Here is a 25,398-nt window from a genome sequence, read left to right on the forward strand (position 1 = left end):
CGATGAGCAAGCCGTTCACGGTCCGGATCGGGGTCCGCGGGTACGAGGTCGACACCCAGGGACATCTCAACCAGGCCGTCTATCTGCAGTACGGGGAACACGCGCGCTGGGAGTTCATGCGCGCGATCGGGGTCCCGCAGGACAAGCTGATCGCTTCGGGCGTGGGCCCGGTGGCTCTGGAGACGACCATCCGGTTCCTGCGCGAGCTGCGCTCTGGCGACGAGGTGGACGTGTCGTGCGTGTTCGAGTGGCCCGGCGGGAAGACGTTCCGGGTGCGGCAGGAGTTCCACCGGGTATCCGACGGCGTGCTGTCGGCGGAGCTGACCGCTGTGGTCGGGATCCTGGATCTGGAGCAGCGTCGGCTGGTCGCGGATCCGGCTGAGCGATTCCGTTCGCTGGCGACGAATCTCGAGCTGCTCGACCTCTAGCCTCGATCGTTCGCCCGGCCGTTGGTTCGCCCGGTCCGGGCCGACCTGGGGCCAACGATCATGTTTACATGATCATTTAGCCGCTTTACGTGGGGTGGACGCCAGGTAGAGCGGTCATTGGCCGGGTAAGGCGACCAAGGCGATCGTTCCGGCCGTTCGCACCGCTCGCGACCAGTCCTCGGCGAGCTCGGCGAGCGAACGGCGTTCAGCTTCCGGCAGCGCGTTCGCCATGCGCCGCTTCTCGTCGAGCACCAGCCGCACGACGCCGCCTTCGCGCGCACAGTCGGCGTCCGCGACCGCGACGGCGATCTCCTGTTCGAGCAGCCGGTCGCTCTTGCCCGCCCGATAGCGGTTGGTCAGGTCCGCCTGCGCCTCCGCGGGTGACGCGTAGCGATGTCCGCGACGTGCCATGCAGGCACTCCATCCGCGCATCGTCCGCAGATAGGCGGGCGCGCTCGTGACGGAACCACCGAGCCTGTTGTTGAGCGCCTCGGGCACATACGTGACGCGCGCCCAGGTGAGGATGTCCCCGTAGATCTCCTGCTGGGCCTCGAAAAGACATCCTTCGCCAGGAAAGGTGACCGGTCCCGTTCCGGCCACCTCGATCGCACGCCTGTTGTCCTCAGCGCCGAACAAGGCGCGGGCGAACGCCTGCTGTCGCTCCGCCGACAGACCACGCACCTGTCGATCCATGGCCGGAACACCATCATCGGCGCCGAGCGACAATCCGTACCCGGTACGGCGGCGCTCCTCGGTCCGCAGCGCGCGGTCCTCGTCCGTCCGGTGATCCAGGGGCGGAAGCCTCGTCGGATAGTCCTGGCCCGCAGCTCGCATGCAGGTACCAACGAGAGTCTCCTCGGCCACCTTGACCGCATGCTGCCGGCGGTGGAAGGACCCTGACTGAGTCACCAGGTCGAGGGCAGTGGCATCGAGAGTGGGGGCATCGAGGTCGGCAGCTGGCGGGCTGCTCGCCGGGCCGCAGGCACCGCACCCGGCGAGCAGCAACGTCGCGACGACCGTCCACGCGAAGAGGCGCCGCATGGTGAGGACGCTCTAGCACCAGCTGTTGGAGCTGATCACTCGGTTCCACCCGTAGTACCAGAGGATTGGCCGGTTTCCGCCGCGCTCGATCGGGTGACGAGCGCCGCCGTAGTCGACGTCGGAGTACACGATGGCCGTACACGAAGTCCCGCGGTTCTTGGCCGACTGAGCACAGTCGTTCCAGGTGCCACGTGGGCAGGCCGGCTGCGAGAAGGCGCCCCACCACTTGTTGTTGCCCGCGACCTTGCCCTTTGCTCCTTGGTAGTCGTCCTCGGTCCAGAAGCAGAGGTAGCCGGGTTCACAGGTGGATGCTGCCGGTTCCGCGGGCGCGGCGACCTCGGGTGCGAGTGATGCCGCGGACTCGGAGGAGTCGGTCGCGCCGGCCGTCGGTGCGAACGCCACCGCCGCAACGATCGCGGCCAGGACGACGATGAGCCTTCTGAGCATCGTGGTACCCCCGGTTCCACGAGTCCCGGCGGATCCGGGATCTCCACGGTGCGAGGGTAAATCGCCCCACTTGCGCCGTACTTGCGTCGTCCTTGCGCCTCAGCCGACTCGGCTCTGCAGGAGCGGAAGGTCGATCTCTTCCAGGCTCGTCAGGATCAGGCGGCCCGGGGACTCCGGCAACGGCTGCTGGCTGGGGATGCCGATCACGTGGCAGCCGGCTCCCTCTGCTGACGCGATGCCGGTCGGGGAGTCCTCGATCGCCACGCAGCGCTCCGGCTCCAGGCCCAGGCGTTTGGCTCCCAGCAGGTAGCTCTCCGGGTGCGGTTTGCCCTGGCTCACGTCGTTCCCCGACACCGTCGTCTGGAACGTTCCGGCCGGCAGGTGGGACCTCACCGCGTCGACAATCGGCTGGTACGAAGCCGTCACCAGGCCCACCGGCACCCTCGCCGCGTTCAACGACGCCAACAGCGACACCGCTCCGGGGCGCCAGATCACCGACGAACGCAGCAGGCCCGAGATCTCGACAACGACTTCGTTCAGCAGGTACTCACCGCTCAGGTCGGCGCGACCGACCGCCCGCTGGAGGGCTTCGCCGATCTTCGGCAGGTTGACGCCCAGCAGCTTGGTCGAGCTGTCGGAGGTCCAGACCGCGCCGTGCCGTTCGATCACCGTACGGCCGACCTCGAACCACAGCGGCTCACTGTCGACCAGCGTGCCGTCGAGGTCGAACAGCACTCCCTGCAACGCGTTCACAGGCCCTCAGTCTGCCTCACGCACCGGGCTGCGGCAGCACGGGCAGCTTCGGCGCGAACAGCCACGCGTCGAACAGCGACTTCAGCGACCGCCCCGCGTGCCGTTCGGCCAGCGCGACGAAGTCCGCGGTCGTCGCCACCGAGTCCCGGTACGTCGCCACCCAGTCGCGCAGCAAGGCGAAGAACGGTCCGTCGTCCAGCACCACGCGCAGCGCGTGCACCGTCAACGCACCGCGTCGGTAGACCCGGTCGTCGAACATCCGCGCCGCACCGGGATCGGCCAGCACCAGGTCCTGTGGCAACGTTGCCAGCCGGGCCCGTACGCGCGCCGCGTGGGCGCCCGCCGAGTCGCCGCCGGAGCGTTCCGACCACAGCCACTCCGAGTACGCGGCGAAGCCCTCGTTCAGCCAGATGTCCCGCCACGACCCGAGCGTCACGCAGTTGCCGAACCACTGGTGCGCGAGCTCGTGCGCGATCAGCCGTTCCGACCCGCGGTGCCCGTCGACATGGTTGCGCCCGAAGATCGACAGCCCGTGCGCCTCGACTGGCACGTCCAGGTCCTCGTCGACGATCACGACCGCGTACTCGCCGAACGGGTACGGCCCGAACAGCTCCTCGAACGTCTCCATCATCGCCGGCTGGTCGGCGAAGTCGTGCCGGAACCGCTTCATCAACCCCGCCGGCACTGCCGCCCGCTGCGGCACCGATCCCCCGTGCGACCTGAACGGCACCAGCTCGTACGGCCCGATCTGCACGGTCGCGAGGTACGTCGGCATCGGCGACGCGTGCTCGTACACCCACGTCGTCGCGCTCGCGCCGACCCGCCGCGAGACCAGCTTGCCGTTCGCGACGACCGTGTACGGCGTCGCCGTCGTGACCGCGATCCGGTACGTCGCCTTGTCCGATGGGTGGTCGTTGCAGGGGAACCACGACGGCGCGCCGGTCGGCTGGCTCGCCACCAGCGCGCCCTCGTCGAGCTGCTCCCAGCCGAGGTCGCCCCACGTGCTGCGGACCGGACGTGGCGTGCCGACGTACCGCACGTCGACCACGAACTCCGCGCCCGAATGCACCGCGCGTGCGGGGTGGACGTGCAGCTTGCCGGACCGGAGCGAGAACTTCGCCGGCTTCCCGTTCACCGCCACGCGCGCGACGCGGAACTGCTCCAGGTCCAGCGTGAACGACGGCAGCGTCTGCGTCGCCACGGCCGTGATCCGCGCGCGACCGTCGAGCCGCCCGGGCAGCGGCTTGTAGTCGAGCTCGAGGTCGTAGTGAGCGACCCGGTACCCGCCGTTGCCGTGCTGGGGGAAGTACGGGTCGTCCGACCGCGCCGCTCCCCCGTGCCGCGAGCTCACCGCCAGGCGGCGATCGGGTTCCCCAACCACCGGGTCGCGGCCGGAACGGTCTCACCGCGCATCACCAACGACGCCGGGCCGATCGTCGTCCGCGCACCGATGCGCACGCCCGGCAGAGCGATGCCGTGCGGCCCGAGCGTCGCGCCCTCGTCCAGAACCAACGTGTCCATTCGCATGATTCGATCATGGAACAGGTGGGTCTGCACCACGCACCCTCGGTTCACGGTCGCGCCGGCCCCGATCGAGATCAGATCCGCCTCGGGCAGCCAGTACGACTCGTTCCACGAACCGCGGCCGATCTTCGCGCCGAGCCCGCGCAGCCACACGTTCATCACCGGGCTGCCGCCGACCGCGCCGATCAGCCACGGCACCGCGAGGACCTCGACGAACGTGTCGGCGAGCTCGTTGCGCCAGATGAACGCGCTCCACAGCGGCTTCTCGCTGGTGCGGAACCGCCCGACCAGCAGCCACTTCGCGGCGATCGCCAGCAGACACGCCACCAGCCCGCCGCCCAGCAGGATCCCGCCGGAGACGAGCCCGGCGACCAGGAAGCCGTACGTGTTCGCCACGGCCTCCAACGCACCGACCGCCAGCACCGCGATCGCGAGTGTCGCCATCACCGGAACGATGCGCGCTAACTCGACGAACGCCCGCGCGACCCGCAGTCGAGTCGGCGGTGCAAACGTCCGCGACTGGTCCGCCTCCTCCGCCGAACGCGGCAGCTTGATCGGCGGCATGCCCAGATACGAGGTGCCCTTCTTCGCTCGCTTCGGCGCCGCGGACAGCACGCCGACCAGGCCGCGGTTCGGGACCGAACGGCCCGCCGCGGTCATGCCGGAGTTGCCGAGGAACGCCTTCTTGCCGACGCGCGCGGCCTCGATCCGCAGCCAGCCGCCGCCGAGCTCGTACGACGCGACCATCGTGTCGTCGGCGAGGAACGCGCCGTCGCCGACCGTCGTCATCGACGGCAGCGCCAGCACGGTCGACGCTTCGACGTCGCGGCCGACCTTCATCCCGAGCGCGCGCAGCCAGGTCGGGGTGAACGAGCTTGCGTACAAGGGGAAAAGCCCGGTCCGCGCCATGTTCATCAGGCGCTCGGTCGCCCACGCCTGCCAGGCGACCCGGCCGTGCACGGGGTGGTAGCCGCCGCGCAGCCCGGTCCCGAACAGCCTGACGCCGAGCAGGATCAGCCCCGCGTACGTCACCATCCAGGCGATCGTCGCGAACGGTACGGCGAGCAGCGCGCTCACGACGGCGTCGCTGAGGTTCGGCGCGCCGGTGACGAAGGAGGCGAGGACGAGCAGCGCCGGGACCCCGGCGATCGCGGGCAGCAGGTCGAGCAGGAGCGCGGCGAACCCGTACGCGAACGTCCAGCGCCGCGTCCGGGCCGGCCGCACCTCGGGCCAGCGGTGCGGCTTGCCGGTCTTCGTCGCGGGGACACCGGACCAGCGCTCGCCGGCGGGAACCGAACCGGTCACGCACGAGCCGGGGGCGATCTCCGCACGCTTGCCGACGCGGGCACCGGGCAGCAACGTGCTGCGCGCGCCCACGGTCGCACCGGCTCCGACGCGGATCCGGCCGAGGTGCAGCCGGTCGCCGTCCAGCCAGTGACCGGCCAGGTCGACCTCGGGCTCGATGGCCGATCCCCTGCCCAGCTTGAGCATTCCGGTCACCGGCGGCAACGCGTGCAGGTCGGCGTCCTCGCCGATCCTCGCGCCGAGCGCGCGGGCGTAGTAGGTGAGGAACGCGCCGGACAGGTTCGTCGCACCGGACAGCTCGGCGAGTCGTTCGGCGGTCCAGAGCCGCAGGTGCACGCTGCCGCCACGCGGGTAGGTGCCGGGCCGTACGCCACGCAGCAGCAGCCGCGCGCCGCCCGCCGCGATGGCGATTCGTCCCACGGGGCTGAGGAAAGCAGCCCAGCCGGCGAGCACCCACCACCACGAGACGGTTGGCGCGAACGTGTAGGTGCCGGTCCACGCGAGCACGTTGTTCAGCGCGGCGAGGACGACGGTCCAGCGCAGCCCGACGACGGTGAAGAGCGGGAGCATCAGCAACGTCTGCAGGATGCCAGCCCGACGGGGTGTCGGCGCGTTCTCGCGAACGGCGGTGGTGAGCTCGCTGAGCTCGTCCAGCTTGGCCGCGAGCGCCTCGAGCGTCGGGCGCTGGTAGATGTCGCTGACCGAGACGGTCGGGAACTGCGTACGCACGAGCGAGACCAACCGCGCGGCGGACAGGCTCGAGCCGCCGCTGGCGAAGAAGTCGGCGGTCGGGTTGGCCGGCGGGATGCCGATCACGTCGGCCCACTGCTCCGACAGCCAAGCCTGCGTGCCGGTGAGCCCGGTCGCGGTCGCGGCGATGTCGAACTGCGCGAGCGGCCAGGGCAGCGCGTTGCGGTCGACCTTGCCGGACGTCCTGGTCGGCAACGTGTCCACGACCGCGATCAGCGGGACGAGCGCGGCCGGGAGGCTGTCGCGAAGAGCGGCGACGGCGGCGGCCTGGTCGAAGTCGCCGGCCGGGACGACGTACCCGACCAGCAGCTGGCTGCCGGACTTCGTCAGCTTCACCGCGGCCGCGGCGCCGGCGACGTTCGGCAGTGCCTGCAGCGCCGCGTCGACCTCGCCAAGCTCGATCCGGCGACCGCCGAGCTTCACCTGCTCGTCGGCGCGGCCGACGAAGATCAGCCCCTCGGCTTCGGCACGTACGACGTCGCCGCTGCGGTAGGCGCGGTCCCAGCCGAGCGCTTCGAGCGGCGCGAACTTCTCCGCGTCCTTGACCGGGTCGAGGTAACGGGCGAGGCCGACGCCGCCGATGACCAACTCGCCTTCCTCGCCCAGCTGGGCCAGCGCGCCATCCTTGCCCACGACGGCGAGCTCCCAGCCGTCGAGCGGGAGGCCGATGCGGATCGGGCCCTCACCGGTGAGCTGCGTTGCGCAGGCGACGACAGTGGCCTCGGTGGGACCGTAGGTGTTCCAGACCTCACGTCCCTCGACGGCCATCCGTTCGGCCAGCTCGGGTGGGCACGCCTCGCCACCGAAGATCAGGAGCCGTACGTCGTCGAGCGCCTCGATCGGCCAGAGTGCTGCGAGCGTGGGCACGGTCGAGACGACGGTGATGCGCTGCTCGACCAGCCAGGGGCCGAGGTCCATGCCGGTGCGGACGAGGCTGCGCGGTGCGGGAACGAGGCAGCCGCCGTGGCGCCAGGCGAGCCACATCTCTTCACAGGAGGCGTCGAACGCGACGCTCAGGCCGGCGAGGACGCGGTCGCTCGGGTTGACCGGCTCGTCCTGCAGGAAGAGGTCGGCCTCGGCGTCGACGAACGCGGCCGCGCTGCGATGGGTGACCGCGACGCCCTTGGGCTTGCCGGTCGAGCCGGAGGTGAAGATGATCCACGCGTCGTCGTCCGGGCCGGGGCGCCGGCTGGTCTCGCCGGTCGGCGTGCTCTTGGGCTCGATCGTGTGCCGGTCGCCGATCACGGCGACGACGCCGGCCTCTTCCCAGACCAACTGCGCGCGCTCGTCGGGGTCCTCGGCGTCGACCGGGACGTACGCCGCACCGGCCGCGAGAGTGCCGAGGATCGCGGTGTAGAGGTCCGTCGTACCCGAGGGAACGCGGATGCCCACGCGGTCGCCCGTACCGATGCCCATGCTCCGCAGCCGCGCCTCGACGACGCGGATCTCGGCGGCGAGCTGGCGGTAGGTGAGGACGGTGCGGCCGTCGTCGATCGCGTCCGCGGTGGGGTGCCGGCGGATGGTGTCGTCGAGGATGTCGAGCAGCGTCCGCGGCGTCGGGGCGTCGCCAGCGGTGAAGACGGCGGGGTCGAGCAGTAGCTTTTCGGGCGCAAGCGGGAATGGCTCGTGAACGGCAGCGGTCAAGCGGAGGCTCCCTGATCTCTCTCATTGGCGCGTCTCGGCTCGCTGCAGTTTCGCGCCGACGGCATCAACGTTTCCGTTGGACGTCAGTACCTGCTGCTTTGCGAGCCAAGCCGCGCGGGTGTGGGGGGTTCGGCACGCTGCCGACCCAGCAGTTTACCTCGCCGTAACCTTCCGTGTCCCAATGTGGTGACGGGACTCACAGCGTGTGATCGCGCCCGTTGGGGGCACGATGGAGGCATGGCTTCCACGGGTGAGTACAAGCGCGACTCGAACTACATCACCGACCGCATCACCGCCGACGGCGACGACTGGCCCGTCGAGGCTGGTCGGTATCGGCTGGTCGTGAGCCGGGCCTGTCCGTGGGCGAGCCGGGCGGTGATCGTTCGGCGGCTGCTCGGGCTGGAGTCCGTGCTGTCCATGGGGATCGCGGGGCCGACGCACGATGAGCGTTCCTGGACGTTCGACCTGGATCCCGATGGGCGCGACCCGGTGCTCGGCATCGAACGTTTGCAGGAGGCGTTCTTCGCGCGCTTCCCGGACTACCCGCGTGGGATCACGGTGCCTGCTGTCGTGGACGTGCCGAGTGGTCAGGTGGTGACGAACGACTACGCGCAGATCACGCTCGACCTGTCGACGGAGTGGACTGCCTTTCACCGTCCCGGGGCGCCTTCGTTGTATCCGAAGGAACTGCGCGACGAGATCGACGAGATCAACGACGTCGTCTTTCGGGACGTGAACAACGGCGTGTATCGCGCCGGCTTCGCGAGCTCGCAGTCCGCGTATGAGGATGCCTATGGTCCGTTGTTCTCGCGGCTGGACTGGCTGTCTGCGCGGCTGTCGTCGCAGCGGTACCTGGTCGGCGACACGATCACCGAGGCGGACATCCGGCTGTTCACGACGCTGGTCCGCTTCGACCCGGTCTACCACGGACATTTCAAGTGCAACCGTTCGAAGCTGACGGAGCTGCCGGTGTTGTGGGCGTACGTGCGGGATCTCTACCAGACGCCGGGCTTCGGGGACACGGTCGACTTCGACCACATCAAGCGGCACTACTACGTGGTGCACACGTCGATCAACCCGACGCAGATCGTGCCGGTTGGTCCTGAGCTGTCCGGCTGGCTCCTGCCGCACGGCCGTGAGGCCTTGGGTGGCCGCCCGTTCGGCGACGGCACGCCTCCCCCGCCTCCGCCGGCCGACGAGGTCGTGCCGGCTTCCCACCAGCCTTAGGACTTCGCGTCGGTGGGGCGGCGCCACGTCCAGGTCGAGACGTCGATGTGGAACGGCGTGCTCACCATGACCGCGCCCAGCCGGTCGTCGCCTTGCGCCGCGATGGCCTCGATCGACCAGTCGAGCTGACCGACAAGATCCGCCTGGTCGCTCGCGATCCACTCACCGTCGTCGTTCCGGGCATGCACGAACGGCCGCCAGGTGTCGTTCTGGACCGTCGAACCGGCGACGACGAGCCGGTCGTCGACGGTTGCCGCGCTCTTGAGGTCGAGGGACTGACCCTCGGCGCCGGCGATGGTGCCGAGGTCGGTCAGCTTCCCGTCGTCGAAGCGCCACACCTTGGCTTCTTGGGCTCGCCCCTGGTCGGCCCAGGCGACCAACGCCGAACCGTCGACGAGCGGCGCGAGGAGCTCGAGCTCAGCCATGCCCTTGGGCAGCGTGCCCTCTTGCGGCTTCCAGGCGTTCCCGTCGGCAGACGTCCACAGCTTTGCGTCGCCGTCTCTGGTCGTGCCGGCGAGTACGAGCCCGTTCGCTCCGGCGCCGACGATGGCGGCCGTGTTCAGCGGAAGGCGGGTGCCAAGGTCGGGCTCGGTGCGCTTCCACGCGCCTGTGGTCGTCCCGTTCCGGTCGATCGTGGCGGTCCACAGGATCAGCCGCGACGCCTCGGGCAGGCCCTTCGCGCCCGGCGACGCCACACCGGTGAGCGCCAGCACCGCCGCCGTGGTGCGCGACCTGCCTGCGGCCAGCGTGCGCGAGACGACCTGCCCGTCGGGCAGTTCGAGAGTGGTGGGCACCTCCGACGTACGGGAGGCGCCAGACCAGACCGCGACGTCGGTGGTGAGGTCGCCCTTCGGCCGCACCTCGGCGACCGCCGTCCACCCCACGTTGTCGACCGCGATCGCGGCGGGGATCAGCTCCTGCCCGGTGACGCCCTCGGGGAGGTCGAGCTCCTGATGCTCCGTGCGGTCGGACGGCCCCCACGCGGACACGCTCAATAGATCGGTCACCCCGCGGGACCGCGTCAACCAAGCCGCCAGCTGCCCATTGCTCCCGACCGCGACCCGGTCGTACTCGACCACGTCCCGATGGCTGTAGAGCTCAGCCCGCTCCCACCCTCGCACCTCGTCAGGCACAGCGGCACCGCCTGTGCTGCAAGCGGAAATCGCGACGGCGAGCAGGCCGAGGCCCACGACGAAGATGGGGCGAAAGGGGCTCATCGACCGACATCCTGTCAGGCAGAGATGAGACCGCCGCCCGGGGTCAGGTGTTGAAGTACTTCGCCTCGGGGTGGTGGATGACGATCGCGTCCGTCGACTGCTCAGGGTGCAGCTGGAACTCCTCCGACAGCGTCACGCCCAGGCGTTCCGGCTTCAACAGGTCGACGATCTTCGCCCGGTCCTCGAGGTTGGGGCATGCGCCGTACCCCAACGAGAAGCGCGCTCCTCGGTAACCCAGCTTGAGGATGTCGTCCAGCTCCGACGAGTCCTCCGCACCGAAGCCCAGCTCCGCCCGGATCCGCGCGTGCCAGTACTCGGCCAGCGCCTCGGCCAGCTGCACCGACAACCCGTGCAGCTCCAGGTACTCGCGATAGGAGTTGGACGCGAACAGCTTCGCGGTCTCCTCCGAGATCCGCGACCCGACCGTCACGATCGTGAAGCCCACGACGTCGACCTCGCCCGACTCCTCCGGCCGGAAGAAGTCCGCCAGGCACAGGTGCCGGTCGCGCCGCTGCCGCGGGAACGTGAAGCGACAACGCTCCGCGCCCGACTCCGACAGCACGATCAGATCGTCACCCTTCGACACGCACGGGAAGTAGCCGTAGACCACGCCGGACTGCAGCAGGTTCTCGGTCTGCATCCGGTCCAGCAACGTACGCAGCCGCGGCCGGCCCTCGGTCTCGACGAGCTCCTCGTACGAAGGCCCGTCCGACCCACGACCCGCGCGCAGGCCCCACTGGCCCATGAACGTCGCCCGCTCGTCCAGCATCGACGCATAATCCCCGAGCGGGATGCCCTTCACGATCCGGTCGCCCCAGAACGGCGGCGTCGGCACCGGGTTGTCGACGGCCACGTCCGACCGCGCGGGTATGTCCGACACCGGCGTCTCGCGCAGCTGCGTCGTCCGTACGCGCCGCTGTCGCAGCTCTGGCAACGCGGCACCGGGCACGCCGCGCTTCACGTTCATCACCGCGTCCATCAGTCGCAGTCCCTCGAACGCGTCCCGCGCGTACCGCACCTCGCCGTCGTAGACCCGCGCGAGATCCTCCTCGACGTACGCTCGCGTCAGCGCCGCGCCTCCCAGCAGTACGGGGAAGCGCGTGGCCGTGCCGCGAACGTTGATCTCCTCGAGGTTCTCCTTCATGATCACGGTGCTCTTCACCAGCAGCCCGGACATGCCGATCGCGTCCGCGCGGTGTTGCTCGGCGGCGTCGAGGATGTGGTTGATCGGCTGCTTGATGCCGAGGTTGACGACGTTGTAGCCGTTGTTGGTGAGGATGATGTCGACGAGGTTCTTGCCGATGTCGTGCACGTCGCCCTTGACGGTCGCCAGCACGATCGTGCCCTTGCCGTCGTCGTCGGTCTTCTCCATGTGGGGTTCGAGGAACGCCACCGCGGTCTTCATCACCTCGGCGCTCTGCAGGACGAACGGCAGCTGCATCTCGCCGCGACCGAAGAGCTCGCCGACGGTCTTCATCCCGTCGAGCAAGTCGTCGTTGACGATGTCGAGCGCGGGCCGTCCGTTCCCCAACGCCTCGGAGAGGTCGGCCTCCAACCCGTTCGCCTCGCCGTCGATGATGCGGCGGCGCAGCCGTTCGCCCAACGGGAGTGCGGCAAGCTCCTGTTGACGCGACGCCTTCGTGTCGGCCGTCTTCACATCGGCGAAGATCTCCAGCAACGCCTGCAGTGGGTCGTACCCCTCGCGCCGCCGGTCGTAGACGAGGTCGAGCGCGACCTGCCGTTGCTCGTCGGGGATGCGCGAGATCGGCAGGATCTTGCTCGCGTGCACGATGGCCGAGTCGAGTCCGGCCTTCACACACTCGGCGAGGAACACCGAGTTCAGCACCTGCCGCGCCGCGGGGTTGAGGCCGAACGAGATGTTGCTGAGGCCGAGCACGGTCTGGACGTTCGGGTGCTCCTGCTTGAGCTTGCGGATCGCCTCGATCGTCTCGATGCCGTCGCGCCGGCTCTCCGCCTGCCCCGTCGCGAGCGTGAACGTGAGCGTGTCGACGAGGATGTCACTCTCGTCCATCCCCCACTGCCCCGTCAGCGTCTCGATCAGCCGGTGGGCGATCGCGACCTTGGTGTCGGCCGTACGGGCCTGGCCCTCCTCGTCGATCGTCAGCGCGACGACCGCGGCACCGTGCTCACGCACGATCGGCATCACCTGCGCGAACCGGCTCTCCGGCCCCTCGCCGTCCTCGAAGTTGACCGAGTTGATCGCGCACCGGCCGCCGAACATCTCCAACCCGGCTTCGATCACGGGCGGTTCGGTCGAGTCGAGCATGATCGGCAGCGTGCTCGCGGTCGCGAGTCGCGCCGCGGCTTCGCGCATGTCGGCGACGCCGTCGCGACCGACGTAGTCGACGCACAGGTCGAGAACATGCGAGCCGTCGCGGATCTGCGCGCGGGCGATGTCGACGCAGTCGTCCCAGCGGCCGGCGATCATCGCCTCGCGGAACGCCTTGCTGCCGTTGGCGTTCGTCCGTTCGCCGATCGCGAGGTAGGAGATGTCCTGCCGGAACGGCACGTGCTGGTAGAGGCTCGACGCACCCGGCTCGTGCCGCGGCTTGCGTCGGGTGATCTCGCGGCCGCCGACGCGTTCGACGACGAGCCGCAGGTGCTCGGGCGTCGTACCGCAGCAGCCGCCAACGAGGCTGAGGCCGTAGTCGCGGGTGAACTGGTCGTGCGCGTCGGCGAGCTCCTGCGGGCTGAGCGGGTAGCGGGCGCCGTCGCTGGTGAGCTCGGGCAGGCCGGCGTTCGGCATGCAGGACAGCGGGACGCGCGCGTGCTTGGCGAGGTAGCGCAGGTGCTCGCTCATCTCGGCCGGGCCGGTCGCGCAGTTCAGGCCGATCAGGTCGATGCCGATCGGCTCGAGCGCGGTGAGAGCGGCGCCGATCTCGCTGCCGAGCAGCAGCGTGCCGGTGGTCTCGACGGTGACCGAGACGATCAGCGTGATCTCCTCGTCAGCGGCCTTGATCGCCCGCTTGGCGCCGATCACGGCGGCCTTGGCCTGGAGCAGGTCCTGGGCGGTCTCGACGATGACCGCGTGGACTCCCCCGTCGATCAGTCCGCGGACCTCTTCCTGGTACGCGTCGCGCAACGTGGCGAACGGCACGTGGCCGAGCGTCGGCAGCTTCGTTCCCGGGCCGATCGAGCCGAGCGCCCACTTGCCGTACTCGTCGGCGACCTCGCGGGCCAGCCGGGCGCCGGACTCGGAGAGCTCGTAGATGCGGTCGGTGATGCCGTACTCGGCTAGGTTGGCGAGGTTCGCCCCGAAGGTGTTGGTTTCGACCAGATCGACGCCGACGTCGAAGTAGGCGCGGTGGATGGCCTTCACGACGTCGGGGCGGGTGACGTTCAGGATCTCGTTGCAGCCCTCGTGGCCCTCGAAGTCGTCCAGGCCGAGGTCGTACGCCTGCAACATGGTGCCCATCGCGCCGTCCGCCACGACGACGCGCTCAGTGAGCGCCCGACGGAGTTCGGCAGCTGTGGCAGGCACCTTGGTTCTCCCCTCGCGGACATGCGACAAGCGTTCAGCGTACCCAGCCTGTCCGGCTATTGGACGCCAGTCTTGGCACGCGAGATGCGTGTCCCAGGGGCTGGGCGGCCCGGTTCGTGCGGCGATGTGGGGACGGGCACGTAGGCTGAGCGGAGCGGTCCCGCTCTCCGCGGGGTCGAGGGCAGTGGAAGGGGACGATCACGTGGCCGAACTCGAGGGTTCGCCAGAGCTCGAGGACCCGGTGCTCATCGCAGCCTTCGAGGGCTGGAATGACGCCGCGGACGCTGCCAGTGCGGCCCTCGACCACCTGGTGGACGCCTGGGAGGCCAAGCCGGTCGCCGAGATCGACCCCGACGACTACTACGACTTCCAGGTCAACCGACCGACCGTGTCGATGGAGGAGGACGGCGTCCGTTCGATCGCCTGGCCGACCAGCCGGGTCCTGATCGCACGGCGCCCGGCCGCCCCGCGCGACGTGGTGCTCGTCCGCGGCATCGAGCCGAACATGAGGTGGCGGCAGTTCTGCGCGGAGATCCTCACCGAGGCGTCGCGGTACAAGGTGCGGATGGCCGTTCTGCTCGGTGCGTTGCTCGCGGACTCGCCGCACAGCCGGCCGATCCCGGTGACCTCGTCGGCGACCGACCCGGAGCTGGCGAAGGCGCTGGGGCTGGAGGCCTCGCGGTACGAGGGGCCGACCGGTGTGCTCGGCGTACTGCAGGACGCCTGCCAACAGCGCGGGCTGCCGGCGGTGTCGCTGTGGGCGGCGGTGCCGCACTACGTGGGCCAGCCGCCGAACCCGAAGGCGACGCTGGCGCTGCTGCGACAGTTGGAGGACCTGCTCGACCTGTCCGTTCCGCTGGGCGAGCTGCCCGAGGAGGCGCGCGCCTGGGAGCGCGGTGTCGACGATCTGGCGCGGGACGACTCCGAGGTGGCGGAGTACGTACGGTCGCTGGAGGAGGCGCGCGACGCGGCCGACCTGCCGGAGGCGACGGGCGAGGCGATCGCGCGGGAGTTCGAGCGGTATCTGAAGCGCCAGCGCCCGGAGAGCTGAGTTCTTGCTGGACGACGCTGAGTTCTACCGCTGGTACGGGCCATGGACGCCGCCCTCACCTGTCGGGGTGGCCTCGCTGCTGGCTGGGCTGCCGGTGCGGTGGTGGATCGTCGGTGGCTGGACCATCGAGGCGTTCACCGGCGTCGAGCGGGAGCACGAGGACATCGACGTCTCGATCCTGCGTTCGGACCTTGCTGGCCTACTGTCCCACGTGGGCTCCTCGCTCTGCGTGTGGACGAACGTGGCCGGCTCTATCCGGCCGCTGCGATCGGCGTCGGACCTGCCGGACGAGTGCCGGCAGCTCTGGGTCCGGCGGGACGGCTCGAGCCCGTGGCTGTTCGACCTGCTGCTGACGCCGCACGAGGGGTCGACGTGGCTCTGCATCCGGGACCACGCCGTACGGCTGCCGATGGCTGGGGTGCTGTTCGAGCACGACGGGATCACGTACCAGCGTCCCGAGATCACCCTGCTGCTGAAGGCGCACCTGGACCGTGAGAAGGACCGCGCGGACCTCGCCGTCACCTTGCCGCTGCTGGAACCGTCCCGCCGATCCTGGCTGCGCAAGACCCTGGAGCAGCTCCAACCAGGTCACCCCTGGCTGGCCGAGATCTAGGCGAGCAGGTCCCTTGCGCGGAAGAGCCTTCCGTCCTTCGCCACCTGGTCGACGAAGTGCAGGTTCGCGATGGACTGCAAGGGGTTCGCGTTCAGCACCACCAGGTCGGCGAGCTTGCCGGGGGCCAACGAGCCGCGCTCGTAGCCTCTGCCCAGCATGCGAGCCGCGCCCAACGTCGCTCCGCGGAGGATCTCGTGGGGGCGCAGGCCGGCGGACTCGTGGACGGCGAGCTCGAGGTGGCTCGACACACCCAGCGCTTGGCTGAACGTCCCACCGTCCGAGCCGAACGTCGCGTTCGCGCCGCTGGAGAACAGCCGCCGGGAGTTCGCCCGCAGCATCGGCAGGTGCTTCGCCACCACCGAAGGGTCTACGAAGGCCTCGATCGCGGCGATCGCCTCGGGACTGCGCAAGGCGTCGTACACCGACGAGGGATAGAGACCCAACCGGTCGAAGGCCTGCTGCCGCCCCACGTACGACACCACGTCGCCCAACGTCTCGAACAACGAGAACGTCTCCAACGCCGACGCATCGGAACGCCGCAGCAGCCGGAGGAACGACCGGTCCAGCGGCGCGTCGACGATCCCGTGCAACAGCCCGCGCGCCCCAGCCCGCAAGGCCTGCGTGGCCAGCCGCAGCGAAGGCGCGTGGAAGAACACCCGCAGCCGATGCCGCCGGGCCGCGGCCACGATCGCGACCTGGACGTCCTCGGGCATCTCGGCAGCAGATCCGCCGCCCCACAAGACGTTGTCGTTCGCCACCTTGATCGCGTCCGCCCCATGAGCGGCGAACTCGGCAACGATCGAAGCGGCGGCCGAAGAGGACGGCACGACCCGCGTCTCCGGCGTCCCGAAGTCGCCCCACCCACCGGGCGTCCCGAGCATCGGCCCCGTGCCGAAGTAGCGCGGGTACGGCGCGTCGACAGACTCCGCAAAGCCCTTCAGCGCAACGAGATCCGGCAACGACACTGCCGGATCGAAGATCGTCGTGTAGCCGAACGCCAACAGCTGCCGCAGGTTCGCCGCCCGCTCCTCCAGCGACGTCCCACCGAGATGGTGGTGCATGTCGACCAGCCCCGGGATGACGTACTTCCCATGCCCGTCGATCACGGTCGTGCCCGGCGGCAGTACGACGTCGCGCCGCCGTCCGACCCGCGCGAGCCGGTTGCCGTGCACGAGGACCGTGGCATCGACCAGCGGAGACGAACGCACCGAGTCGATCACCGTGGCGCCGACGAGAGCCCACGTCCGCCCCAGAGCTCGCGGCGCGGCCTGGGCCACGGCCGACAACGCCAAGGCGGCGACCGACCCACCGGCCCCGACCAGCAACGCGCGCCGACCAAGCCGGTCAGGCGACGGCACACTCGTCCCGCCGCCATGGAACTGGCACATGCGTTCAGCCTCCCCCGAGGTCGATCAAGTCGATCAAGCTAGAGCGCGACACCGAGCAAAGAGTCACACACGGAACGAACGACCGCCGGTGCCTCAGCGTCCCCGGCGGAGCCGCTTCCGGCCAGCGTCGCGTCCACCCACCCGTCGACGACAGCGACGGCTGCCGGCGCGTCCAGGTCCGAGGCCAGCGCGTCCCGTACGCCAGGGAGGACCTTCGACGCGTCCGCACCGGAAGGCAAACCAACGGCCGCACGCCACCGAGCGAGCCGCGAAGTCCCCGCCTCGAGGTCCGACGGGAACCACTCCCAGGGCGACCGGTAGTGGTGCGTCAGCAAGACCAACCGGATAGCCATCGGGTCCACACCGTCAGCACGCAGCTTCGACGAGAACACCAGATTGCCCTTGGACTTCGACATCTTCTCGCCGTCCAGCGCCACCATCGCCTGGTAGACGTACGAGTGCGCGAACGGCTTCTCCCCGGTGAGCACCTGCGCCTCCGACGCGCACATCTCGTGGTGCGGGAACGTGAGGTCCGACCCGCCACCCTGGATGTCGAAGCTCATCCCCAGGTGTTCCAGCGCGATCGCCGAGCACTCCACATGCCACCCCGGACGGCCCCTGCCCAACGACGACGACCAGGCCGGCTCGCCCGGCCGCTGGAGCAGCCACAGGAGGCAGTCGAGCGGGTCCCGCTTGCCCACGCGGTCCGGGTCGCCGCCACGCTCGGCGAAGACCTCGAGCATGGTCGAACGAGAAAGCCCGGACACCGCACCGAAGTCGGGATCGGACCCGACCGGGAAGTACAGGTCGCCGTCGACCGAGTACGCCGCGCCCTTGCCGCGCAGCCCCTCGACGAAGTCCACGACCAGTGGGATCGCCTCGACCGCGCCGATGTACTGCGCCGGCGCGACCACGCGCAGCGCGGACATGTCGCCCCGGAACAGCTCGGTCTGCCGTTCGGCCAGCCCCGCCCAGTCCTCGCCGTCACGGGTGGCGCGCTCGAGCAGCGGGTCGTCGATGTCGGTGACGTTCTGGACGTACGTCACGTCCAGCCCGGCGTCGCGCCAGGCCCGGTTGAGCAGGTCGAACGCGACGTAGGTGGCGGTGTGCCCGATGTGCGTCGCGTCGTACGGCGTGATGCCGCAGACGTACATCCGCGCCTGCTGGCCGGTCGCGCTGGGGCGGAGCGAGCCGCTCCCCACGTCGAAGATCTGTGGTACCTGTCCCGCTCCGGGCAGCCGGGGGACGTCTGGAGAGGACCAGGATTTCATGCCTAGAAGCCTATCGGGCGTCAGAAAACCGGCCAGGGAATCGATGGCCAGCCCTCGCCACCGCTCTCGGGGAACACCGGATAGAGCCGGAGCCGCTGGATCCTGGTCCGCAGCGCGTCCAGCTCGTCGCGGTGGATCAGCTTCCGCAGTCCCCCGCCGACGGCGCCGGCCAGGTCGCACTCGAGCTTCTCCAGCACCTCGGCGTACTCGGGCGGCATGGCCTCGCCCGCCCAGCCCCAGAGCACGGTGCGGAGCTTGTCCTCCTCGTGGAAGCACAGCCCGTGGTCGACCGCGAACACCCGCTGCAGCTCGTCGACGAGCACGTGCCCGCCCTTGCGGTCGGCGTTGTTGACCACCGAGTCGAACACCGCGAGCCGGCGCAGGTCCTCGTTCTCCGCGTGCACCAGGCTGATCTCGTCACCGTCGGAGTCGAACGCGTCGAGGACGTGCCGCCAGCCGGGCTTCACCTCGGAGCGAGGCACGATGTCGATCATCTCGACGTCGGTCGCCGGCTCGATCCACAGCTGTGCCATGCCCTCGCCGAGCGGCCCGTCGCGCAGCACAGTCGGTGGGACGAGGTTCCAACCGGAGGCCGTGGACAGCAGGTACGTCGCCACCTCGCGCTGCGCGAGCGTGCCGTTCGGGAAGTCCCAAAGCGGCCGCTCGCCGCGTACAGGCTTGTAGACGGCGGCGGCCTGCACGCCGTCCATCGTCAGCGAGCAGTAGAACGTCGCGTTCGACGCCGCGACCAGGCGCCCCTCGATCGAGAGGTCGCCCTGCTGCAGCAGGCGCAGTGCGTCCGCCTGGTCCAGGGATTCCATCGCCGGTTCGTTACAGCTCGGTCCGGCGGTAGCCGTTCTGCCGCGGGCACAGGTGCCCGTCGGGGTCGAGCGGCCCGCCGCAGAACGGGCACGGCGGCCGGCCCTGCGAGATGAGGGCGAGCGACCGGCGTACGAACGCGCGGGCCTGGGCTCCGGTGATGCGGACGACCAGCGTCTCCGGTCCCTCGGCGTCGGGGTCCTCCTCCACCGGGGGCGGCGGGTCGGACTCCTCCTCGGTGACCTCGTACGCCTCGATCACGACCTTCTCGGTGTCGCTGTCCCAGGCCAGCCGCAGCGTGCCGACGCGGAACTCCTCGATGATCGGCTGCTCGAGCGGCTTGTCGTCGTCGAGGTCGGTCGGCACGATCGCGGGGATCACAGCCTTGCCGCCGGTGAGGCGTAGCACCTCGTCGAGCATCGCGTCGACGCGCTCGGCGAGGATGCTGACCTGCTCCTTCTCCAGCGCGACCGTGGTGATCTGGTCGCTCGAGCGGGCCTGCAGATAGAAGCTACGTTGCCCCGGCGCTCCGACCGTTCCGGCCACGAAGCGCTCGGGCATCTCGTGTAGGTGGACGACGCGCGCCATGGATACGACCCTACGCGGTCCCGGCTCCGCCGCCGACCGGCGCGTCCGAATCTCGGCTCGGCGCCTTGGCGCGGCGTTTCCGGGGCTTCTTGGGGACGAGGGCGGTGAGGTCGCTGCCGGTGTCGTTGACCTTGATCACGAACGGACGAAGCGGCGTATAGCGGACGATCGAGACCGAGCAGGGATCGACCATGATCCGCTGGAACTGGTCCAGGTGCAGCCCGAGCGCGTCGGCGACGATCGCCTTGATCACGTCGCCGTGGCTGACCGCGGCCCAGATCGCGTCCGGGCCGTGCTCCGCCTCGACCTTGGCGTCCCACTCGCGGACGGCGTCGACCGAGCGGTCCCACATCGTGCGGAGCGACTCTCCGCCCTCGCCGGGGAACACGACGCCGCTGGGGTTCTGCTGCACGACCTTCCAGAGCGGATCCTTGGCGAGCTTGCTGAGCTTCTCGCCCTGCCAGTCGCCGTACTTCGCCTCGCCGAGCCGCTCGTCGGTCACCGGTTCGGGGCGGCCGTCGAGGCCGCCCAGGGCCTTCGCGGTCTCCTGGCAGCGGTCCAACGGGCTCACGATGAGGGCAGCCAACGGGATGCTCGCGAGCCTCGTCGCGAGGGTCTCGGCCTGCCCGCGGCCGAGGTCGTCCAGCCCGACACCGGGCGTCCATCCAGCCAGCACACCATCGGCGTTGGCCTTCGTCCGACCGTGGCGGACGAGCAGCAACGTCGCCATGACCGCGAGCCTACCCACGTCCGCCAACCGCACCGGCCCAGCGCACCCCGCGGCGTGATCATGTACGTGATCATGAAGCCGAACCGGTCATATACGCCGGTTTCCCTTCATGATCACGTACATGATCACCGGCGCGATCGGCGTGGGGTCAGCGGCTTGCTCAGGGACGGTCGACCACAATGGGGACGTGATCGTGGACTCCGGGGTCTACCTCGACGGCAGGCGGGTCGAGACCGCGCCCGACGTCCGGAGTGCCGTCGCGCGGATCGAGCAGTCCGACGACGCGTTCTGCTGGATCGGCCTGGTCGAGCCCACCGAGGACGAGCTGGACGAGGTCGCGCGGGCGTTCGACCTGCACCGGCTGGCGGTCGAGGACGCCATGCACGCGCGGGAACGGCCGAAGCTCGACCTGTACGACGACATGATGCTGCTGTCGCTCAAGACGCTCTGGTACGACCCGGGCCACTCCACGGTCGAGAACGGCGAGCTCTACATCTTCATGGGCGCCAACTTCATCGTCACCGTTCGCCACGGCGAGGGCAGCCAGCTCGGCGACATCCGCGCCGACCTCGAACAGAAGGCGAGCCTGCTCGGCCACGGCCCGGCCGGCATCCTGTACGCGATCTGCGACCACGTCGTCGACTCCTACGGCGACGTCACGCTCGAGCTGGAGACCGATGCCGACGACGTCGAGCAGTCGGTCTTCTCCAACGAACGCACCGACAACGCGAACGCGATCTACCGTGTCAAGCGCGAGTTGCTCCGCTTCCGCAAGGCGTCCCGCCCGCTGGTCGAGCCCATGACGCGGCTCGCTGACGGCAGCGTCAACCTGGTGCCGGACAACGCCGCACCGTTCTTCCGCAGCGTCTCCGAGCACATCCAGAAGCTCGCGGAGTACGCCGAGTCGCTCGACGAGCTGCTCACCTCCGCTCTCTCCGCCCACCTCGCCCGCGTCGGCGTCCAGCAGAACGAGGACGTCCGCAAGATCTCCGCGGCGGCCGCGATCGTCGCCGTACCCACGATGATCGCCGGCGTCTACGGCATGAACTTCGTGCACATGCCCGAGCTCCAGTGGCGCCTCGGCTACCCGCTCGTGATGGTCGCGATGGTGGTCGCCTGTTACGGCGTCTACCGCTACTTCAAGGCCAAGAAGTGGCTGTGATCGAGCTCGCCGACGTGCACCGCACGTTCGACACCAAGGGGCGCGCCCAGAACGGCGTCGTGCGCGCCGTCGACGGGGTCACGCTGTCGATCGAACGCGGCGAGGTGCTCGGCCTGCTCGGCCACAACGGCGCGGGCAAGACAACGGTCGTCCGCCTCATCGCCGGCGTCCTCACGCCGACGAAGGGCAAGGTGCGCGTCGACGGGCAGGACCCGGTCGCCGACGGCGTGTCCGTACGCCGCCGGCTCGGCGTGCTGCCCACCGGCCCGTTCCTCGACCTGCGGCTCACCGCGCGGGCCAACCTGCGCTTCGCGGCCGAGCTGTTCGGCGTCCCGCGCGACGGGCTGACCGAACGCATCGAACGTTCGCTCGCCGAGTTCGACCTGACCGACCGCGCCGAGGACCGGGTCGAGGGCTTCAGCGCCGGCATGCGGCAGCGCCTCGCGCTCGCCCGCGTCCTGCTCCCGGAGCCGGAGGTCCTGCTGCTCGACGAGCCGTCGGCACAGCTGGATCCCCTTGCGGTACGGATGGTTCGCGAGCTGATCGCCCGGCTGTCCCGCGAGGCCGGGCGGACCGTCGTGCTCTGTACGCACGACCTGGTCGAGGCGCAGCTGCTGTGCGACCGGGTCGTCGTCCTCGACCACGGGCGGGTCGCTGCCGCCGGCACTCCCGCCGAGCTCAGCGCGCAGCTCGCGGCCGCGGCGGTCGAGGTGGAGGTCGCCCGCGAGGACGCCGAGACCGCGCGGGACATCCTCGCGAAGGCCGTCGGTGCCGACGCGATCGAGGTGGTGCCCGGTCCGAACGGCAGCACCGTGCTTCGCGGCCGAGGGCTCCCCCGTCACCAGCTGCCCGAGCTCGTCGGCTCGCTCGCCGCGGCGCACGTACGCATCTACGGGGTCCGCCCGTTCGAGCCCAGCCTCGAGGACGTCTACCTCGCGCTCTACGCGGGACGGCCGGCATGAACTGGCGAGCGATCCGGGCGATCGTGCGCCGCGACCTCGCCGTCGTCGCGCGCAGCAAGGCGGTCATCGTGCCGATGATCGTGATGCCGGTGCTGTTCGTGCTCGTCATGCCCGTCCTGGCGGGCCTCATCGCCCAGCTCGAGCTGCCGCCGCGCGACCTCGCCGACCTGCTCCGCACGGTGCCGCAGGAGATCGTCCGCGACCTGCCGGAGGAGTCAGGCCCCAGACTCGCCGGCCTCGTGCTCGGCTCGCTGCTGCCCCCGTTGACGCTCGTCGTCCCGCTGATCGTCGCGCAGGTCATCGCCACCGACGCGGTCGCCGGCGAACGAGAACGCGGCACACTCGAAGGCCTGCTACTCGCCCCGGTGAGCGACCGCGACCTGCTCGTGGCGAAGCTGCTCGTCGCGCTGATCCCCGCGTACGTCGTGCTGTTCGGCGGCACGCTGGTCTACGCGATCGTCACCGACGTCATGCTGTGGTCCGCGATCGGCGGACCGTTCCTGCCCACTGTCAACTGGCTCTTGCTGGTGCTGTGGCTCGGCCCGTCGCTGGCCGGTGCCGCGCTCGCGTTGTCGTTGGTGATCTCGGCCCGGACGCGGACGATCCAGGGCGCGCAGCAGATCGCCGGCGTCTCCGTTCTGCCGTTGGTGTTCATCATCGTCGGGCAGTTCTCCGGGCTGGTGTTCCTCAACCGGCTGCTGGTCATCGTCGTCGGCGTCGTGTTGTGGTGCCTGGCGGTGCTGTTCGTGTGGATCGGGTCGCGCTCGCTCGCGCGGGAGCGGCTGGGGTCGCGGCTGTGAGGGTGCCCGAGGAGTTCGACCGGGCGGCGGCCGCGTACGACCGGCTGGTGGGCGCCAACCCCGGCTACCACGAGCATCTGCGGCTGTCCGCGCGGCGGCTCGGCCTGTCCGGTGATGGATCGGGGCTGCGCCTGCTGGATCTCGGCTGCGGAACCGGCGCGTCGACGGCGGCGCTGCTCGCCGTCGCTCCGCAGGCGGAGATCGTCGCGGTGGATGCGTCGGCCGGGATGCTGGCGCAGGCGCGCGCCAAGTCGTGGCCGGCGAACGTGCGGTTCGTGCACGCCCGCGCCGAAGGGCTGGCCGCGGCCGGCGTCCGCGGCCCGTTCGACGGGATCTTCGCGGCGTACCTGATCCGCAACGTCCCCTCGGCCGACCAGGTGCTCGGCTCGCTCCACGCCCTGCTGAAGCCCGGTGCCGCGCTCGCGATCCACGAGTACTCCGTCGCGGACTCCCTGGTGGCCAAGGCGATCTGGAACGCGATCTGCTGGAGCGTGATCATCCCGGCCGGCGCGGCGTTGTCGGGCGACGCGACGTTGTACCGGTACCTCTGGCGGAGCGTGCTCGCGTTCGACGGCGCTTCGGCGTTCGCGTCGCGGCTCCGGCGTTCTGGCTTCGGCGACGTGCGGGTGTTGCCGGTCACGGGGTGGCAGCGCGGGATCGTGCACACGTTCCTCGGCCGGCGACCGGTCGAGGAACGTGCGGTGCCGCTGGTCCGGGACGAGCGGCGGGACCGGAAGGCCGTGCTGCTGCCGGCCGCGCCGGGACGTGCTCGGGCCTCGGTCGACGGACGTCCGCGCGTCGCCGTGGTGGGCGGCGGGATCGCCGGGCTGTCCGCCGCCGTGGCACTGGCCGAACGCGGCGTCGCCGTCTCGCTGTACGAGCGGGAGGCGTACCTCGGCGGCCGCGCGGGCGGCTGGCCGACGACGCTGCGGGACGGCTCGGTCGTCACGATGACGCGCGGGTTCCACGCGTTCTTCCGCCAGTACTACAACCTGCGGGCGCTGCTGCGGCGCGTCGATCCGGCGCTCGACCAGCTCGTCGCGGTGGCCGACTACCCGTTGCTGCACGCGAACGGGACGCGGGACAGCTTCGCCAAGCTGCCGCGCGTGCCGCCGCTGAACGCTGCCGCGTTCATGGCCTCGAGCCCGACCGTGTCGGCGCGTGACCTGCTCGGGTTGCGGCCGCGGAACGCGCTGCCCCTCGTGGACGTGTCGGTGCCGGCGGTGTACGAGCGGTACGACGCGCTGTCGGCCGACGAGTTCCTGAAGCGGATCGGATTCCCTGCCGCTGCGAGGGAGCTGGCGTTCTCGGTGTTCTCGCGGAGCTTCTTCGCCGAACCGGACGTCCTGTCGGCGGCGGAGCTCGTGACGATGTTCCACCTGTACTTCCTCGGCTCGTCCGAGGGTCTGCTGTTCGACGTTCCGGCCGAGCCGTTCCCGTGGTGGTCGCGGCTCGGCACGTACCTCGAGGGACTCGGCGCTCAGGTGCACACCGGGACCGCGGTCTCGTCGGTCTCGTCGCTGGACGCCGACGCGGTGGTGGTCGCGGCGGACGTCGCGGGGCTTCGGTCGATGGATCCTGGGGCTTGGCAACCTCGGGTTGACAGTCTGCGTTCCGCTCCCCCGTTTCTCGTTTCGCGTTACTGGCTTGATCGTCCGGTGTCGCGCGAGCCGTTCGTCGGGACGGCCGGCTACGGGCCGTTGGACAACGTGTCGGTGCTGAACCAGTACGAGGGCGAGGCGCGCCGCTGGGCGGAGGCGACAGGCGGCTCGGTCGTCGAGCTGCACGCGTACGCGTTGCCGTACGACCACGACCTGCCCTCGGTGCAGCGTTCCCTGCTGGACGCGCTGCACCGGGTGTATCCCGAGACGGCCGCGGCGCGGATCGTCGACGAACGGCACGAGCTGCGCGCGGACTGCCCGCTGTTCGCGGTCGACGGGTTCGCGCACCGGCCGTCGATCACGACCCCCGACCCGCGCGTGCTGCTCGCCGGCGACCATGTACGCGTCGATCTCCCCGTGGCGCTGATGGAACGCGCGGCGACGAGTGGCCTGCTCGCCGCCAACACGCTCCTCGCCCGCTGGGACCTGCGCGGCCACCCGGTGTGGACCGTTCCCAACCACGGCCGCTCCCGGCTGCTTCGCACCCTCAGCCGGCAGTTCGCGACGTAGGCTGA

General features: G+C 70.2%; 20 protein-coding genes. 8 read left to right on the forward strand and 12 right to left on the reverse strand.

Annotated features, from left to right (window positions below; all coding sequences use genetic code 11):
• The first annotated feature begins 2 nt into the window (after nt 1-2).
• A complete protein-coding gene (locus tag JOD67_RS24520) occupies nt 3-428 on the forward strand; it encodes an acyl-CoA thioesterase (protein ID WP_205120045.1) in 426 nt (141 codons plus the stop codon).
• A 114-nt stretch (nt 429-542) separates the two neighbouring features.
• Here JOD67_RS24520 and JOD67_RS24525 read toward each other — a convergent pair whose 3' ends face one another.
• The 5 genes from JOD67_RS24525 to JOD67_RS24545 all read right to left on the reverse strand — a co-directional run bounded on the left by JOD67_RS24525 (nt 543) and on the right by JOD67_RS24545 (nt 7,892).
• The gene (locus JOD67_RS24525; protein WP_205120046.1) at nt 543-1,469 is read right to left on the reverse strand and encodes a lipoprotein; all 927 of its coding nucleotides are present in this window, start codon (nt 1,467-1,469) and stop codon (nt 543-545) included.
• A 12-nt stretch (nt 1,470-1,481) separates the two neighbouring features.
• Nucleotides 1,482-1,916 carry a peptidase inhibitor family I36 protein gene (locus tag JOD67_RS24530; RefSeq protein WP_205120047.1) on the reverse strand — a complete coding sequence of 145 codons (435 nt, stop codon included), beginning with the start codon at nt 1,914-1,916 and terminating at the stop codon, nt 1,482-1,484.
• Between the two features lie 99 nt (nt 1,917-2,015).
• Nucleotides 2,016-2,669: an HAD family hydrolase gene (locus JOD67_RS24535; RefSeq protein WP_205120048.1), complete on the reverse strand. Its 654-nt coding sequence runs from the start codon at nt 2,667-2,669 to the stop codon at nt 2,016-2,018.
• Nucleotides 2,670-2,685: 16 nt separating this feature from the next.
• Nucleotides 2,686-4,020: a M1 family metallopeptidase gene (locus JOD67_RS24540; protein ID WP_205120049.1), complete on the reverse strand. Its 1,335-nt coding sequence runs from the start codon at nt 4,018-4,020 to the stop codon at nt 2,686-2,688.
• Nucleotides 4,017-7,892: a Pls/PosA family non-ribosomal peptide synthetase gene (locus JOD67_RS24545; protein WP_239554027.1), complete on the reverse strand. Its 3,876-nt coding sequence runs from the start codon at nt 7,890-7,892 to the stop codon at nt 4,017-4,019. The genes JOD67_RS24540 and JOD67_RS24545 overlap by 4 nt, the downstream gene beginning before the upstream one ends.
• Nucleotides 7,893-8,129: 237 nt before the next feature.
• Here JOD67_RS24545 and JOD67_RS24550 point away from each other — a divergent pair, with 237 nt between their 5' ends.
• Nucleotides 8,130-9,119, forward strand: coding sequence for a glutathione S-transferase family protein (locus tag JOD67_RS24550; RefSeq protein ID WP_205120050.1), 990 nt, complete (start codon nt 8,130-8,132; stop codon nt 9,117-9,119).
• Here JOD67_RS24550 and JOD67_RS24555 read toward each other — a convergent pair.
• Both JOD67_RS24555 and metH read right to left on the reverse strand, forming a co-directional pair.
• A complete protein-coding gene (locus tag JOD67_RS24555) occupies nt 9,116-10,336 on the reverse strand; it encodes a hypothetical protein (protein WP_205120051.1) in 1,221 nt (406 codons plus the stop codon). The genes JOD67_RS24550 and JOD67_RS24555 overlap by 4 nt on opposite strands.
• Nucleotides 10,337-10,379: 43 nt before the next feature.
• Nucleotides 10,380-13,838 (reverse strand): methionine synthase, encoded by a 3,459-nt coding sequence (gene metH, locus JOD67_RS24560; protein ID WP_205120052.1) that lies wholly within the window; start codon nt 13,836-13,838, stop codon nt 10,380-10,382.
• A 202-nt stretch (nt 13,839-14,040) separates the two neighbouring features.
• Between metH and JOD67_RS24565 the strand changes: the two genes are divergently transcribed.
• Together JOD67_RS24565 and JOD67_RS24570 are read left to right on the forward strand one after the other, a co-directional pair.
• Complete coding sequence (locus tag JOD67_RS24565) at nt 14,041-14,889, forward strand: PAC2 family protein (RefSeq protein WP_205120053.1); 849 nt, start codon at nt 14,041-14,043, stop codon at nt 14,887-14,889.
• A 4-nt stretch (nt 14,890-14,893) separates the two neighbouring features.
• Nucleotides 14,894-15,502, forward strand: a complete 609-nt coding sequence (locus JOD67_RS24570) for a nucleotidyltransferase domain-containing protein (protein WP_205120054.1) — start codon at nt 14,894-14,896, stop codon at nt 15,500-15,502.
• Here the strand turns inward: JOD67_RS24570 and JOD67_RS24575 are convergent.
• The 5 genes from JOD67_RS24575 to JOD67_RS24595 are packed head-to-tail and all read right to left on the reverse strand — an operon-like array spanning nt 15,499 to nt 20,298.
• Nucleotides 15,499-16,890, reverse strand: a complete 1,392-nt coding sequence (locus JOD67_RS24575) for an amidohydrolase family protein (protein ID WP_205120055.1) — start codon at nt 16,888-16,890, stop codon at nt 15,499-15,501. The two genes, JOD67_RS24570 and JOD67_RS24575, sit on opposite strands and share 4 nt — an antisense overlap.
• Before the next feature lie 38 nt (nt 16,891-16,928).
• Nucleotides 16,929-18,161, reverse strand: a complete 1,233-nt coding sequence (gene mshC, locus JOD67_RS24580) for a cysteine--1-D-myo-inosityl 2-amino-2-deoxy-alpha-D-glucopyranoside ligase (RefSeq protein WP_205120056.1) — start codon at nt 18,159-18,161, stop codon at nt 16,929-16,931.
• Nucleotides 18,162-18,181: 20 nt separating this feature from the next.
• On the reverse strand, nt 18,182-18,982 hold the full coding sequence (locus JOD67_RS24585; RefSeq protein ID WP_205120057.1) for an SCO1664 family protein: 801 nt from the start codon (nt 18,980-18,982) through the stop codon (nt 18,182-18,184).
• A gap of 10 nt (nt 18,983-18,992) precedes the next feature.
• Entirely contained in the window at nt 18,993-19,568 is a 576-nt protein-coding gene (locus JOD67_RS24590) for a DUF3090 domain-containing protein (RefSeq protein WP_205120058.1), read from the reverse strand.
• Between the two features lie 10 nt (nt 19,569-19,578).
• A complete protein-coding gene (locus JOD67_RS24595; protein ID WP_205120059.1) occupies nt 19,579-20,298 on the reverse strand; it encodes a histidine phosphatase family protein in 720 nt (239 codons plus the stop codon).
• 109 nt (nt 20,299-20,407) lie between these two features.
• Between JOD67_RS24595 and corA the strand changes: the two genes are divergently transcribed.
• Genes corA through JOD67_RS24620 form a run of 4 tightly spaced genes read left to right on the forward strand, consistent with a single transcriptional unit; the run spans nt 20,408 to nt 25,393 of the window.
• A complete protein-coding gene (gene corA, locus JOD67_RS24600; protein WP_239554029.1) occupies nt 20,408-21,460 on the forward strand; it encodes a magnesium/cobalt transporter CorA in 1,053 nt (350 codons plus the stop codon).
• The gene (locus JOD67_RS24605) at nt 21,457-22,422 is read left to right on the forward strand and encodes an ABC transporter ATP-binding protein (RefSeq protein ID WP_205120060.1); all 966 of its coding nucleotides are present in this window, start codon (nt 21,457-21,459) and stop codon (nt 22,420-22,422) included. The genes corA and JOD67_RS24605 overlap by 4 nt, the downstream gene beginning before the upstream one ends.
• Nucleotides 22,419-23,222: an ABC transporter permease subunit gene (locus JOD67_RS24610; protein ID WP_205120061.1), complete on the forward strand. Its 804-nt coding sequence runs from the start codon at nt 22,419-22,421 to the stop codon at nt 23,220-23,222. The genes JOD67_RS24605 and JOD67_RS24610 overlap by 4 nt, the downstream gene beginning before the upstream one ends.
• Entirely contained in the window at nt 23,219-25,393 is a 2,175-nt protein-coding gene (locus JOD67_RS24620; RefSeq protein WP_307782537.1) for an FAD-dependent oxidoreductase, read from the forward strand. The genes JOD67_RS24610 and JOD67_RS24620 overlap by 4 nt, the downstream gene beginning before the upstream one ends.
• Nucleotides 25,394-25,398: the final 5 nt, after the last annotated feature.

It is taken from the genome of Tenggerimyces flavus, assembly GCF_016907715.1.
GTDB lineage: Bacteria > Actinomycetota > Actinomycetes > Propionibacteriales > Actinopolymorphaceae > Tenggerimyces > Tenggerimyces flavus.